Below are 12,731 nucleotides of genomic sequence, written 5' to 3'. Positions count from 1 at the left end.
GAGTACGGCAAAAACACGAAGCAGAAGTGCGGGAGATCTACCCTCATCCTTCCGGGCAAAGATTTCAGCCTGTGTAGAACGAATTAGTGGAATGGAGCGGTCAAGAAACCATCATTTCATTAAACGAGTTTATCCAATGCCCGCCTATTTTGGCAGGTCTGTTAGCAGCTGCCCCCGTTCTGGGGATACTCCTAAGGGAACAAGCTTCGGCAAGCTATCAATCACACGGAGCGGAGAGAGGCGATGACGGTGACGGAAGACTTTGATTTTGAGGCCGCAGTCAAGGCCGCCCTCAACGAGGCATTACGAGAGCGTGGACACGTCAATGTCTTGATCGCCGGACGCACTGGCGTCGGCAAGAGCACGCTGATCAACTCTGTCTTCCAGGGCAGCTTCGCGACGACTGGTCAAGGACGCCCCGTTACCCAAAACACGCGAGAAATCAAAAAAGAAGGGGTTCCCCTTTCCATATTTGATACTCGGGGCTTAGAAATGGCGGACTTTTCCGAGACCTTAGGGGCGCTCAAGTCCTTTGTGTCAGAGCGTTCCAAAAGTCCCGACTCCAACCAACATGTTCACGTAGCGTGGATTTGTATAGCTGAAGACTTTCGACGGGTAGAGCCCGCCGAGGAAGAACTCGTCAAAATGCTGGTTGACCGAAACATACCTGTCATCGTTGTAATCACCAAGGCCAGGTCTGACAAAGGTTTCCGCGCCACAATACTGGAAATTTTGCCCGAGGTGACCAATGCTGTTCGAGTGCGCGCTATTCAGGAGGAACTCGATGACGACATCGTGTTGCCGCCAAAGGGGTTGCATGAACTGGTCGAGTTAACCATGCAGGTCGTCCCAGAAGGCCGAAAAAGAGCCTTTACGGCGGCACAAAAAGTTGACATCGAGTTAAAAAAAACACAATCCCACACCATCGTAGCCGGATCGGCCATTAGCGCAGCCGGGACAGCGGCAGTCCCTATTCCATTTTCGGATGCGATCGTGATTGTCCCTATCCAAATTGGGATGTTGGCTGGTATATCGGCAACCTTTGGTTTACCAGTAGACAAAAGCTTTCTCAGTACCCTAGTCGGCAGCATCCTCGCCGGAGCCGGGGGCACCTTAGCCGGACGGTCAATTGTGTCTGGCTTACTAAAGATGATTCCCGGTGCCGGTTCTGTTGCCGGAGGTGCGATCGCAGCTACTACAGCCGCTGCACTCACCACGGCTATTGGAGAGACTTACATCGCTGTTCTAGTCATGCTGTTTGTCAGCAAAGATGGTGAACCTCCAACATCCGATGAAGTAGCGGAGGCGTTCAAGTCCAAATATCTACAGCTTGCTACCAGTAGATAGCTCACTCTACCGAGCCTAAGTCTGTCACGAGACATTCGGTGGAGTAGCCAAAGACGCATTCTGACCCGAATTAATCATTTATTCAAGGTAATTCTTTTGGAAGCCCGTAACCGTAAAATCAGCGAATGGTATACCAAGATTCTATTCGGCGAAATCAAACTCCCCCGATTTCAGCGGTTTGAAGCTTGGGATAGCCATCGGATTGCCAGCTTGCTGCAGACTGTGATCCACAATCTGCCCTTAGGCATCACCCTGGTACTTGAAGTCGGTGACCAGGAGAAATTCATCTCCCGCTATCTGCAAACTGCACCCGTTACCCAAAACAAAGTGCAGGAACACCTTTTGGATGGGCAGCAGCGGCTAACCGCTCTCTGGCGAGCATTCCACAACAACTACCCATGGGAGACCTACTACGTCTATCTCCAGGAGTTCGACAACTACGACAAAGACGAAGAGCGAGATGACCTGTCAATCTACTGGCGGGGACGTTACATCAAGCAGAAAGACGGAAAACGATACCCGCTATGGTGTGACAACCCAGCAAGGACTCTGGAGAGGGGCTTTATCCCAATTAATTTGCTGCGTCCCGATAATATTCAAACCGAAATTGATGATTGGCTAAATGCCGCTCTTCAAAGACCTTCTGCTGAAGCAGGTGTGGAAGCCTTCGAGCAGTTCTTCTCCCTCAAGGAACGATTAAGGGCCAAAGTTCAAGAGTTGCGTTCCACTATTGCCAACTACAACCTGCCATTTCTGTCTTTACCGTCTTATACCGATAAGTCCGTGGCTCTCAGCGTGTTCATCAACATGAACACCAACAGCAAGCCCCTTTCAACCTACGACATTATCGTGGCGGAAGTGGAAAGCGCCATGGGGCAATCTCTCCACGATTTAGAAGCTGACCTCCACCAAAAACATCCAGCCATTAGTCGCTACGCCTCCTTATCGAGCCTGATTCTGACGACATCGGCGCTGCTTCAGGGCAATCTCCCCAACCAGCGGGGAGCTTGGGACATGGATAAAACCCGCATGGTCGAGCAGTGGGCCAGGCTTGAGCGAGGCTTGAGCCTAATGGCCCAATTCCTCAACGGCGAAGGCATTTACGACGACCAACGGTTACCCACCAACGCTGTCCTGGCCGTCATTGCCGCTCTCTATGCCGACATCCCAGAATCTGGAGATAAGCGAGGGCAAGATGAACTGCTGCTGAAGAAATATCTGTGGTACAGCTTCTTTAGCGATCGCTATGAAAACTCTGCTGCTACCCACGCTTTCGCCGACTTTAATGTGCTGAAAGCCATCATCACGGGCAAACAGAAACCTGATGGCAGTCCTTACACCACTGCTGATGTCCCTATCTTCGCCAACCACTCCCTAGTCGAATCCGAAGAACTAACCACTGCTGAATGGCCAAAGCGCACCACCATTCGTGGACGCGGTGTTCTGGCCGTTATGTGTCGTTTAGGAGCACTAGACTTTTTCACCGCAGAACAACTCAATGCTCAGAATATTGGTGAACGACACTACCACCATGTTTACCCTGACGCTCTGTTGAAAGAAGCTGGTATAGAAAGCTTCTTGGCGCTTAACTGCGCTCTGATTAAGGACAAAACCAATATGTCAATCGGGCGCAAAGATCCGCTGGTGTACATGAAAGAGCGATACCAATGGGTTTCCGAAGAAATTGTGCAGGATCGCTTACAATCCCACCTGATTCCCATTGACGAGCTAGCTAATGGTGGCTACGAAGAGCTATCAGAAGAAGCGAAAAATACTAAGTTGAAGAAAGATTTTGAAGATTTCATTCAGAGGCGGGCCGAACTGGTTATGGCTGCTGTCAGAAAACTGATTGACGGACGCCAGCTCAGCGCTGCGGAGGTTTACAAAGAGATTGAAAGCTCCTCAATGGTTGACCAGCAACCAGCAATGTCACAGATTAGTGGCTGAGCCATCTAGGCTTCCGCAGGAGTTTCCCGACTCAGTAGCAGGGGTAACCGTTCAACAGCTTTGTCCAGACACCCCCAAAGCCTTAATGTTAAGGCCATGAGTAATTTTGCTGGCTTTCCTTCAATCCCTGGGAAGAATGAAGCAAGGGTAAAAAACTTCAACAAATCAAGCTGAAATCGTTCCATAAGATCACCATAGGGGGCAGAACCCCCACACCTCAGCAGCAAATACACTATGGCTATCAGCAACCACGAACGGGTCGGACGGGCGCTCCAACTGCTTCAAACGGGGGTATACCCCTACCTGGAGCGAGAAATGCAGGCGACCTACGGCAAGCACTGGCCAGTGAGAGCCGCCACCTACCTCAACCATAAAAACGAAAGAGCCGAGGACGTTCTCCAGAGTGACCTCTATTCGGCCTTAAAGGTGATGTGGAACGAGTGGAACGATGTGTTTCGTAAGACCCTGGGCAAGTCTGAGCGATCGCTACTCTCAGAATGCCAGGATATCCGCAATACCTGGGCTCACACTACCACCTTCACCACCGAAGATGCCTACCGCGCCCTGGACAGCATCGCCCGCCTGCTCTCTGCCCTCTCCGCCCCCGAAGGCGAAGAACTCGAAAAGCAGCGCTACGAACTCCTCCGCACCCGGTTTGAAGAGCAGGCCCGCAAAGCAACCCGGCGGGCCGCCACCGCCACCACTGAGGGGCAACCCCTGGCCGGGCTCAAACCCTGGCGAGAGATTGCCACCCCCCACCCCGACGTAGCTTCTGGCCAGTACCAGCAAGCTGAATTTGCCGCTGACTTGTGGGAGGTGTATTGCGATCGCGGCTCTGACGAATATCGAGACCCGACAGAGTTCTATAAGCGCACCTTTCTCACTGAGGGCCTACGCCAGTTGCTCAGCAATGCCCTACTGCGTCTCAGTGGGCAAGCTGCCGACCCAGTCATCGAGCTACAGACCAACTTTGGGGGTGGCAAGACCCACGCCATGCTGGCGCTGTACCACCTCTGCATGGGGGTGAACGCCCAAGACCTGCCGGGCATGGAGACCATCTTTCAAGATACCAATATTGAGCAGCCGCCTCAGAACGTTAATGTCGCGGTGCTCGTGGGTAACAAAGTATCTCCGGGGCAAATTCACCACAAAAAAGATGGCACCACCATTCGCACCCTGTGGGGCGAAATGGCCTACCAGTTAGGTGGCAAAGAAGCCTACGAGATGATCCGCGAAGCCGACGAAACGGCCACCAACCCCGGCGACGCCCTCAAAGACTTGTTCGACCGATATTCCCCCTGCATGGTTTTGATCGATGAGTGGGTGGCCTACGCTCGCCAGCTCCACGACAATAAAGACCTGCCCGCCGGAGATTTTGACACTCACTTTACCTTTGCCCAGACCCTCAGTGAGTCGGCTAAGAATGCTAAGGATACGCTGTTGGTGGTCAGCATCCCGGCCTCTGATATTGAAATTGGTGGTGAACGGGGCAAAGAAGCCCTAGACCGGCTGAAAAATGCCATTGGCAGGGTCGAATCGCCCTGGCGGCCTGCCAGTGCCGAAGAAAGTTTTGAGATTGTCCGCCGTCGCCTGTTTCAGACCACGACCAACCGTGAATTGTTTGTCGATCGCGATGCCGTGGTCACCGCCTTTGCCGAAATGTATCGCACTCAGTCCCAGGAGTTTCCCTCCGAATGCCGGGAGATCAGCTATAAGCAGAGGATGCTCGACGCCTACCCCATTCACCCAGAGCTATTTGATCGCCTTTACTCTGACTGGTCTAGTCTCGACAAATTTCAGCGTACCCGAGGGGTCTTGAGGCTCATGGCCAAGGTCATCCATGCCCTATGGGAAAGTGGAGATAAGAACCTGCTGATCATGCCAGGGCACATCCCCATTAGCGATGCCCAGGTACAACCAGAAATGACCCGTTATCTAGAAGACAACTGGCCGCCTATTCTAGAGCGCGATGTGGATGGCCCCAATTCACTCCCTAAAACCCTCGACGCTCAAAACCCTAACCTGGGCCGCTACTCAGCTTGTCGTCGGGTAACGCGCACGATTTATCTGGGGTCGGCCCCGACGTTGCAAGGGGCTAACCGAGGCGTCGAAGACCGGCGCATCAAGCTGGGCTGCGTGCAGCCTGGCGAAAGTGTCGCCACCTTTGGTGATGCCCTCCGTCGTTTAACCGATCAGGCCACCTATCTCTACGTAGACGGCAACCGCTACTGGGTCTCTACTCAGCCCAACGTTACCCGCACCGCTCAAGATCGCTCCGAGCAAATCTTGTCAGACAAAGACACCGTCTGGGAAGAGATTACTCGACGGCTCAATCACCAGGCCCGCAGACGAGAAGACTTCTGTGCGGTCCATACGGCCCCTGCCTCATCAGCAGATATCCCCGATGACCCTACGGATGGCATCCGGTTGGTGATTCTAGGCCCGCAGCAATGCCACAGCCGCTTAGTAGAAGACAGCCCGGCCCGTCAATGGGCCGAAGATGCCCTGAGCCACAAGGGAGCTAGCCCCCGCTACTACAAAAACATGCTGCTGTTTTTAGCCGCCGATAAGGCCAAGCTAGAAACCCTAGAGCGAGTCACTGCTCAATACCTGGCTTGGAAATCTATCATTGCCGATAAAACGACCCTCAACTTAGATCCGTTTCAGCAAACACAGGCCGAGACTAAGGTAGGAGAATCTGATAAATCTGTCGATGCTTTACTCAGTGAAGCCTATCAATGGGCACTTGTACCCGATCAACCCGATCCCCATGGCGGCATTAAGTGGACTGAAATTCGCATTCAGGGTCAAGATTTGCCGATCGCTCGGGCCAGCCGCAAGCTGATTCACGAAGAGCATCTCATCACCCAATATTCCGCCAGTCGGCTTTGTATGGAAGCCCTTGATCCCTTCCTATGGCGAGACAGCAACCACCTGGACCTCAAAAAACTCTGGGACTACATGGCCCAGTACCTCTATCTGCCCCGGCTTAAGTCAGCTCAAGTATTGCTTGATGCCATTCAAGACAGTGTTTCTAACCTGCTTTGGGCTGAGACATTTGCCTATGCTGAAGGTTGGGATAACTCCAGGGAAAGGTATCAAGGACTGCGAGCAGGTCAATACATAACCCCCACACTCAGCAGCCAGAGTCTGCTGGTTAAACCGGCGATTGCCCAGCAGCAATTCGATGCCGAAGAAGCTGAACGCAAGCGAATCGAAGCGGAAAGGGCTAACAATGAAGGGCAATCCGGAGGCTATACAGCGACAGTTATCGTTTCACCGGGCAGCACCTCAGTGGTCGCTGACTCAGCGGATGGTTCAACTACTGTTGTAGTCGAAAAGAAAATCACCCGGTTCTTTGGTTCAACCAATCTTGACCCCGTCCGCTGCAAGCGCGATTTTGATCAAGTAGCTGATGCAGTACTGCAACATCTAATCGGCCAAGTGGGTGCCACTGTTTCAATCCGCATCGAAATTGAAGCCACTGCCGACCAGGGTTTTTCCGAGTCAGTTATGCGCACCGTCACTGAAAACGCCAACACCCTGAAGTTTTCAACCCAAGAATTTGAGGAGGATTGATCCTATACTTCGCCTACATCGCGTGAGGCTTCGAGAAATACTTCACCAGCATTCTCATCAATTCGCCGGGCTGGCATTGCAGCGGCCTTTCAGGAGTAGGGGCAGGTAGAAAGTCAGTCCACTCAAAAATTTCAGCAAAGCCACACAGATGCATCTGCTGAAGCATGGCCTGAATTGCCTCCCGAGACCCAATGGCCAAAAGCTTTACAGGTTCTCGATCAGGTCTTGGGTAATTGCTAAGCTTTTGCCTGATTTCGACACTGACTATCAGGTCATTGTCGGCAGCACGCATCTCTGAACCAATAAAAGCTGTAGGGGTCAACACAACATGAACCTCAAATAGTCCTATCGCCATAATAGTATCCATAAATGTGTGCGTCAACATATATGGATTCGCTTGTCCAGCCCTCCTCTGAAATGATAAGAACATGGGCAAGGCAGGCTATGTTCTCAAGCAGGTGCTGGAGCAATACGGCATCACTCAATACCGCTTCGCGGCAACTATGGGTGTTGGGCGCAACAGCGTTTACCGCTGGTGTAGCGGCAAAATTGACCCCACAGGCGACACCATTCTGGAAATCGTCCGTGTCCTTAAAACCATGAGTCCAGAAGCCGCTGAAGACTTCGTTAATCAGTACATAAGCAGCGAACTTGACGGGTAATGCTCCGGTTGCTCAAAGCTCTACCGGTCTATCCCTCTAGAGCGCGTTATGCTCCGTTGGGGTTGTCCCATCTGAAGTGCCTGAATCGCCTGCACCTGGGCGACCGTCCCTCGGGCATACTGCTCAATTGTCTGCGGTGCCACCCCTTGCAAATCCTGCTGAAACCGAGCATACGGCCCTTGGTGTAGCAATGCTGCTACAGACTCCCCCGATTCCCCAGCTCCCAGCGCCGCCGCCGTCACCTTTTGATCAAGCTGAATTGCAGTGAGATCGCTGCTCACATAGTCCCGATAGAGATCCGGATAACTCTGAATCTTCCCCGTCACCGCGCAGGCATATTCTAGATACCGCTGCTGCTGAAGGCTATCCACAGTCGTCTGAGCGTACTGGAGTAGTTTGGGTAACGCCGCTTTCTTCTCCTCCTCAGACAATCCCAAAATCTGTTGCTGAGTAAACGGCCCCTGGGCCAGCAGTTGAATGACCTGCCGTGGCGACTTGCCGGTTTGGAGCGCGGCCTTAGCCACCTCCTGATCTAACCCCTGGGCTGATGTAGGATTGTCGCTATAGCGGGTGTAGAGGCTCTCGTAGTCCCTTGCATCCTTGAGCGAGGCCTTAGCCAGAGCCAGGTACTGCTGGCGCATCAACCGCCCTTTCTCAGTCTCGGGCTCCTTAGGCAACTGTGGCTCGCTCATAGGGCATCGGTGAACTCATCGAGCAAGTCAGCCGGAGCGGCTACCGTCACCGGCTGTACCAAAGCGGATCCACTAATCATCTCGGCCTGTGAATTCTCCGCCTCGGGGCCTCCTACCAGTTCAGTCGTGTCAGGCCGAGCCAGCCCTAGATCAAACTCTTCGCGCAGGTGTTGAATCTGGGCTTCCATTTGCCAAATCGACTGCTGCGCCAGGTCGCGTAGCTCCGCCTCAGAGTAATTGCCCGAATGCCGGTAGGCGAAGGGCAGCCAGAAAGCACGGGTGGCGGTGGCCGCTTTCTCCTTGCCGTTGTAGGTGTCGTGGATCAGCCAGGAGTAGGTGATGCCGTTGGGAGAAGTGCGATCGGGCTCAAAGATAAAGCGCACCCGAGACTTTTTGTCAGGGTTGGCAGGATCGGGGCTTGGGGAAGGGCTTCGTCCTCGGGGCATGGGTAAAAACTAAGCCGATATAGGCTTCTCAAACTTTGTCAGCATCTCGCAAGGTGAATGACCACTAACAGCAGTCTTTCTTTCGTATTCTACACTGGCAAGTCTTTCAATGCTGATTTTATGCCAGCCATCTATATAGGCGAAGCAGCATTACTGAATATCCGCAGGATCTACAGACCATCAAAATGCCTTCCAGTCAAGACTTAAAGCCTTGCCGACAGGTGTACCACATACTTTTATCATAAAGTTTCGTAAATTAATCAGCACGCAATCAGCTTTTCTTGGATGACTCACCGTAGAATCGGTTCATCAGGTTTGGTGAGGCCAGCGATTTTGGCTATTTGGAATCGATCTTGGGGCTCTCACGCAGTGCACTACCTTCACTTTGGCATCGTTATGCCCTGATATTGTGGAGGCATTCAGATGGATTACTCCCAGCACATTCAAGATGTGGTCTTTAATCAACTTGTTCAGAAGTTAGAAGAAGCAACTGCTGAACTTCGAGCCCTACAGTCAGCAAATCATCTCATACGAGATGATATTCGAGAACTGCATGAAAGATTGGGAGATAAACCCCAATTTGATAAGGTGCTATCTCTCAAAGATGCTTGGCCTGTGCTCGGCTATAAAAATTACAGTCAATGTCTGTATATGATACGGTGTGGCCATTACCGCAGCGGTATAGAAGCAATTGATAGACGTGCCCCTGGTACAACAAAGGCAAGCTGGTATTTGAATATCAATGCTTGTAATAAACGAGATTTAGTTGCTCCACATAAAAGGCAACCTGGCAAAGTAGTATCCTAGGGGCTATTCTCCAGAATTATTATTTTTCAAAGCTTCAAAATACGCCTGTGCAGCTCTTACTTTACTAATATGCTTTTGATAGGTGCCCAGATTAAGGGTGGCTGAATGTCCAGCCATTTGGGCAGCGACAGCGGTAGGTAACCCCAAATCAAGCGCAGCCCTAATGTTCCAGGCATGGCGCAAGTCATAAGGCCTAAACGGAATTTTGTATCGCCCGAATTGAGTAGACGTGCGATCGCCATAGTCTTTGTTAAGACGGGCAGTAATCTCTGGTTTTTCTATATTCATCAGATCCCAGCGTTTAACCCATGAGAGCGGGAGTGGAAAAACTTCTCGGTTACCTGTCTTCGTTGCGTCTGGGACGAGTGCAATAGGCCATGACTCGCCCTCGTACTCTTTATATACAATTTCACACAAAAATGCTTCGTGATCCCGTAGCCCATAGGTTGCCATAGTTCCTGCAATCCACTGCCAGCCCCGGTTATTGATGTTGTCTATTGCCGCAATAATCTGATCGTCAGGTGGAATATTGCGAACTACTTTATTTAAGCTATAGTTACCCTGCTTCGACCTCAGATTGCACCCGATACCAGCAAAGTCAGCTAGCCGTTGCAATTTCTGGCAACCAATCTGCAAACTCCGACTGTTGGGCTTCCACCTCAGAGTAGTCTGCTCAAGTAGGTCTGCTGTAAGTTTGCGTTCTGGAGTAAGCCATTTAAATGCCGGATACCAAAATTGTTCCTTCCAACTGAGGGCAATCGCATCCTTGTCACCCGTCTGGGACTTTAACCAGTCTTGGCGGAATTTCTCGATCCAATAGCCACAAGTCTCTTTGCTACGATCAACTTCCTGAGCAACCACATCCCATTCAAACCGCTTCTGGTCAAGTAGCCCTCCGATGCGCTTTGCCTCAGACTCTGCAAACTTTAAGCCTGTAGGGTTAGCGTAGACGTCCAGGCTGAGATACTGCTGATAGGGCTTTTGTCGCTTACTACCAGGTTTAGGAGGTAACACTGCTCGCAAGCTCAGCTTTTCCTGCCGGGCACCTCGGGCGTAAACACGAACACCAATCTTGGCAGCCTTCAACCGTTCATTTATAGCTTCAATCGTCAGCGATTTTTGGGGCATCACATGACCTAGCCGTGAACTAAACGTGAACTACTTTTTTTCTGTTGTGTGCAATTCTCTCTGCTGTCTCACATTAGAGCACCCGGCTGTAACTTAGTCATGACAGCTATTCTAGCCTATATGCAGGATTGGAGGGAGCTACGAAATCTCGATGCTGACCTGCCTTACAAGCAGGATGTCACTGGTTCGAGTCCAGTATCGCCCATACAGGAAACCCAAGCCCTCAGGCCTTTTCAGGTGGTTACTTCAGACCCAGCCAGAACTGACTGAATGGGGCTGAACTAGAATAAACGGAGGTATTTCTAGATCAAATTTAGATCAGGAGCTAGCTCGCCATGGGACGAAAAGCGCTGACGGTAGAAGCAGCCAATCAACGGTTAGACGCGGCTCAGATGGGATTGAGGCTCTACCAGCGCGGTGAGAAGCTGTCACTGCGAGGCACCCTCCCACCCCGACCAGACAGCAAGGAGACTCGGTCCAAGCAGCAGTTCATCACATTGGGGGTCTACGCCAACCCTGCGGGCATTGAGTACGCCGAGGCAGAGGCCTTTCGCCTGGGGGCGCTGCTCGCCCAGAAACGCTTTGACTGGCGCGAAGTTGAGCCCGACACCAAAGAGAACAGCGAAACCTGCCAGGCATGGATCGATCGCTTTCAGCAGGATTGGCAAAAGCAGCAAGAGGGTGATGAAGACGCTATTGCCCTGCGCTGGCGAGAGCAGTTTTGGTACCCGGCCTTCAAATGGTTACCACCAACGGCGAAACTTACGCCCCATCTTTTGGATGACGTGGTGGATCGGTGGAAGCCCAATAGCCGCAGTCGCCAGGTCGCCTGCCAAAAGCTCCAGCGGTTGGCCGACTTTGCCGGTATCGAGTCAAAGGTGCGCGATCGCCAGGGCGACTACCGGCTCAGCAACGTTGAGCGCATCATCCCCAACGACGACGAGATTATTGCCGCCATCGACGGTATGAAAAACAAGTCCTGGCAGTGGATTGCCGCGATGATGGCCACCTACAACCTCAGGGATCACGAGGCCTTTCTCTGTGAAATGGACTGGCGTGAGTACGATGGTCAGCGGTGGTTGGTGGCCCTGGTGCCTGATGGAACGAAAACCGGGAAGCGCGAGACTTTTCCCCTGCCACCAGAGTGGGTTGACCGTTGGCAACTTTGGGAGGTGCGCCGACCTGCTGTGACAGCTCGCATGAATAAAGACTACGGCGATCGCACGTCCACGGCTTTTCAGCGGGCTAAGATGCCCTTCCCGCCCTATAGCCTGCGCCACGCCTGGAGTTTGAGAGCTGCCCTCTGGCTAGAGCTGCCAACGGCGGTGGCCTCACAGTTTATGGGTCACAACCCCAACGTCAACCTGGGCACTTACCAAAAGCACATCTCTAAAGAACGAGCGGCCCAGACCTATTTTGCTGCTCTGAAGAAAAAGCAGGCGGGTTAAAGGCTGATCAACCTCGCTTGCTGGCCATAGTACGATCGCGCAGCTGGCACTTCTCAATATCGGCATACCAGTCTGGGCGGCGGGAATCGGGCGATCGGCGATCGACTATCTCTTTATTCACTCGGTAGTGGCCAGACCGCACTTTGTAGAGGCAAGCGTCGTAAGTCTGGTAGCCCAGCATCTTCCAGGCCTTGTTGAGCTTTACCAGCTTAGGCACATCCACCTCGCTATTCAGACGCTGCCTCAGATCTCGAAGATTGCCCTCAATTAAATCAAGGCGGGCGTTAAGCCGTTCAAATAACGCTTCCAAGAGGTCATGGGTGTCCATTGTCTATGCATCTCCAGAACCGATTCACACGAAGCTCTCAGCCGCTTGGGCACATAGTCCCAAGCCGCCCGCATTTGGCTTTCCAACGGTCAACAAGCAAAGAATTTGATAGACACACTCACCTTGGTGAGAACATCTTAAGACGAATCAATCGCCAATAGCTGATCTCATGCTGACTAATTTACTAAAGTTAGCAATAGTGGCGCATAGTCAAATCTTGCTTAACGGGTGACAAGGGTACTCAACGTCATGCGGTACAGGGCTTTGAGACAATAAAGGGGACAAAAAATAGGGAGCCTCAGTGCAGCTCCCCTAAACCAATATGTTTCCTGCATCCTACCAAACCA

12 protein-coding genes are annotated in these 12,731 nt (G+C 52.1%); 6 read left to right on the top strand and 6 right to left on the bottom strand.

The features are described from left to right. Positions 1 to 243 precede the first annotated feature (243 nt). Positions 244 to 1,347, top strand: coding sequence for a YcjF family protein (locus IQ254_RS06900; protein WP_193965434.1), 1,104 nt, complete (start codon positions 244 to 246; stop codon positions 1,345 to 1,347). 96 nt (positions 1,348 to 1,443) lie between these two features. Next, positions 1,444 to 3,294 carry a DUF262 domain-containing protein gene (locus tag IQ254_RS06895; RefSeq protein WP_228040297.1) on the top strand — a complete coding sequence of 617 codons (1,851 nt, stop codon included), beginning with the start codon at positions 1,444 to 1,446 and terminating at the stop codon, positions 3,292 to 3,294. A 5-nt stretch (positions 3,295 to 3,299) separates the two neighbouring features. On the opposite strand, the gene IQ254_RS06890 is transcribed toward IQ254_RS06895, so the two are convergent. Beyond that, positions 3,300 to 3,479 carry a hypothetical protein gene (locus tag IQ254_RS06890; protein ID WP_193965433.1) on the bottom strand — a complete coding sequence of 60 codons (180 nt, stop codon included), beginning with the start codon at positions 3,477 to 3,479 and terminating at the stop codon, positions 3,300 to 3,302. A 49-nt stretch (positions 3,480 to 3,528) separates the two neighbouring features. Here IQ254_RS06890 and IQ254_RS06885 point away from each other — a divergent pair, with 49 nt between their 5' ends. Continuing rightward, the gene (locus IQ254_RS06885; RefSeq protein WP_193965432.1) at positions 3,529 to 6,873 is read left to right on the top strand and encodes a Swt1 family HEPN domain-containing protein; all 3,345 of its coding nucleotides are present in this window, start codon (positions 3,529 to 3,531) and stop codon (positions 6,871 to 6,873) included. Positions 6,874 to 6,886: 13 nt separating this feature from the next. Here IQ254_RS06885 and IQ254_RS06880 read toward each other — a convergent pair whose 3' ends face one another. Further along, a complete protein-coding gene (locus tag IQ254_RS06880) occupies positions 6,887 to 7,240 on the bottom strand; it encodes a hypothetical protein (protein WP_228040295.1) in 354 nt (117 codons plus the stop codon). Positions 7,241 to 7,301: 61 nt separating this feature from the next. Here IQ254_RS06880 and IQ254_RS06875 point away from each other — a divergent pair, with 61 nt between their 5' ends. Further along, positions 7,302 to 7,535: a helix-turn-helix transcriptional regulator gene (locus tag IQ254_RS06875; protein ID WP_193965431.1), complete on the top strand. Its 234-nt coding sequence runs from the start codon at positions 7,302 to 7,304 to the stop codon at positions 7,533 to 7,535. 20 nt (positions 7,536 to 7,555) lie between these two features. Here the strand turns inward: IQ254_RS06875 and IQ254_RS06870 are convergent, their stop codons facing one another. After that, a complete protein-coding gene (locus IQ254_RS06870) occupies positions 7,556 to 8,227 on the bottom strand; it encodes a hypothetical protein (protein WP_193965430.1) in 672 nt (223 codons plus the stop codon). Then, positions 8,224 to 8,673, bottom strand: a complete 450-nt coding sequence (locus IQ254_RS06865; protein ID WP_193965429.1) for a hypothetical protein — start codon at positions 8,671 to 8,673, stop codon at positions 8,224 to 8,226. Before IQ254_RS06865 ends, IQ254_RS06870 begins: the two co-directional genes overlap by 4 nt. 423 nt (positions 8,674 to 9,096) lie before the next feature. Here IQ254_RS06865 and IQ254_RS06860 point away from each other — a divergent pair, with 423 nt between their 5' ends. Further along, entirely contained in the window at positions 9,097 to 9,480 is a 384-nt protein-coding gene (locus IQ254_RS06860; protein ID WP_193965428.1) for a hypothetical protein, read from the top strand. Positions 9,481 to 9,483: 3 nt separating this feature from the next. On the opposite strand, the gene IQ254_RS06855 is transcribed toward IQ254_RS06860, so the two are convergent. After that, a complete protein-coding gene (locus IQ254_RS06855; protein ID WP_193965427.1) occupies positions 9,484 to 10,608 on the bottom strand; it encodes a hypothetical protein in 1,125 nt (374 codons plus the stop codon). Positions 10,609 to 10,943: 335 nt separating this feature from the next. Here IQ254_RS06855 and IQ254_RS06850 point away from each other — a divergent pair, with 335 nt between their 5' ends. Continuing rightward, entirely contained in the window at positions 10,944 to 12,056 is a 1,113-nt protein-coding gene (locus tag IQ254_RS06850) for a hypothetical protein (protein WP_193965426.1), read from the top strand. A gap of 7 nt (positions 12,057 to 12,063) precedes the next feature. On the opposite strand, the gene IQ254_RS06845 is transcribed toward IQ254_RS06850, so the two are convergent. Next, positions 12,064 to 12,384, bottom strand: a complete 321-nt coding sequence (locus tag IQ254_RS06845; protein WP_193965425.1) for a hypothetical protein — start codon at positions 12,382 to 12,384, stop codon at positions 12,064 to 12,066. Positions 12,385 to 12,731: the final 347 nt, after the last annotated feature.

It is taken from the genome of Nodosilinea sp. LEGE 07088, from assembly GCF_015207395.1.
Classification (GTDB): Bacteria; Cyanobacteriota; Cyanobacteriia; order Phormidesmidales; family Phormidesmidaceae; genus Nodosilinea.
Note: the sequence above shows the minus strand (reverse complement) of the source record. Positions and strands in the feature narration are given on the sequence as shown.

Excerpts from the sequence above, each read along its gene's own strand:
- IQ254_RS06885 (WP_193965432.1), top strand. The coding sequence starts at position 3,529 with ATGGCTATCAGCAACCACGAACGGGTCGGACGGGCGCTCCAACTGCTT.
- IQ254_RS06890 (WP_193965433.1), bottom strand. The coding sequence starts at position 3,479 with ATGGAACGATTTCAGCTTGATTTGTTGAAGTTTTTTACCCTTGCTTCA.
- IQ254_RS06860 (WP_193965428.1), top strand. The coding sequence starts at position 9,097 with ATGGATTACTCCCAGCACATTCAAGATGTGGTCTTTAATCAACTTGTT.
- IQ254_RS06875 (WP_193965431.1), top strand. The coding sequence starts at position 7,302 with ATGGGCAAGGCAGGCTATGTTCTCAAGCAGGTGCTGGAGCAATACGGC.
- IQ254_RS06855 (WP_193965427.1), bottom strand. The coding sequence starts at position 10,608 with ATGCCCCAAAAATCGCTGACGATTGAAGCTATAAATGAACGGTTGAAG.
- IQ254_RS06850 (WP_193965426.1), top strand. The coding sequence starts at position 10,944 with ATGGGACGAAAAGCGCTGACGGTAGAAGCAGCCAATCAACGGTTAGAC.
- IQ254_RS06900 (WP_193965434.1), top strand. The coding sequence starts at position 244 with ATGACGGTGACGGAAGACTTTGATTTTGAGGCCGCAGTCAAGGCCGCC.
- IQ254_RS06870 (WP_193965430.1), bottom strand. The coding sequence starts at position 8,227 with ATGAGCGAGCCACAGTTGCCTAAGGAGCCCGAGACTGAGAAAGGGCGG.
- IQ254_RS06865 (WP_193965429.1), bottom strand. The coding sequence starts at position 8,673 with ATGCCCCGAGGACGAAGCCCTTCCCCAAGCCCCGATCCTGCCAACCCT.
- IQ254_RS06880 (WP_228040295.1), bottom strand. The coding sequence starts at position 7,240 with ATGGATACTATTATGGCGATAGGACTATTTGAGGTTCATGTTGTGTTG.
- IQ254_RS06845 (WP_193965425.1), bottom strand. The coding sequence starts at position 12,384 with ATGGACACCCATGACCTCTTGGAAGCGTTATTTGAACGGCTTAACGCC.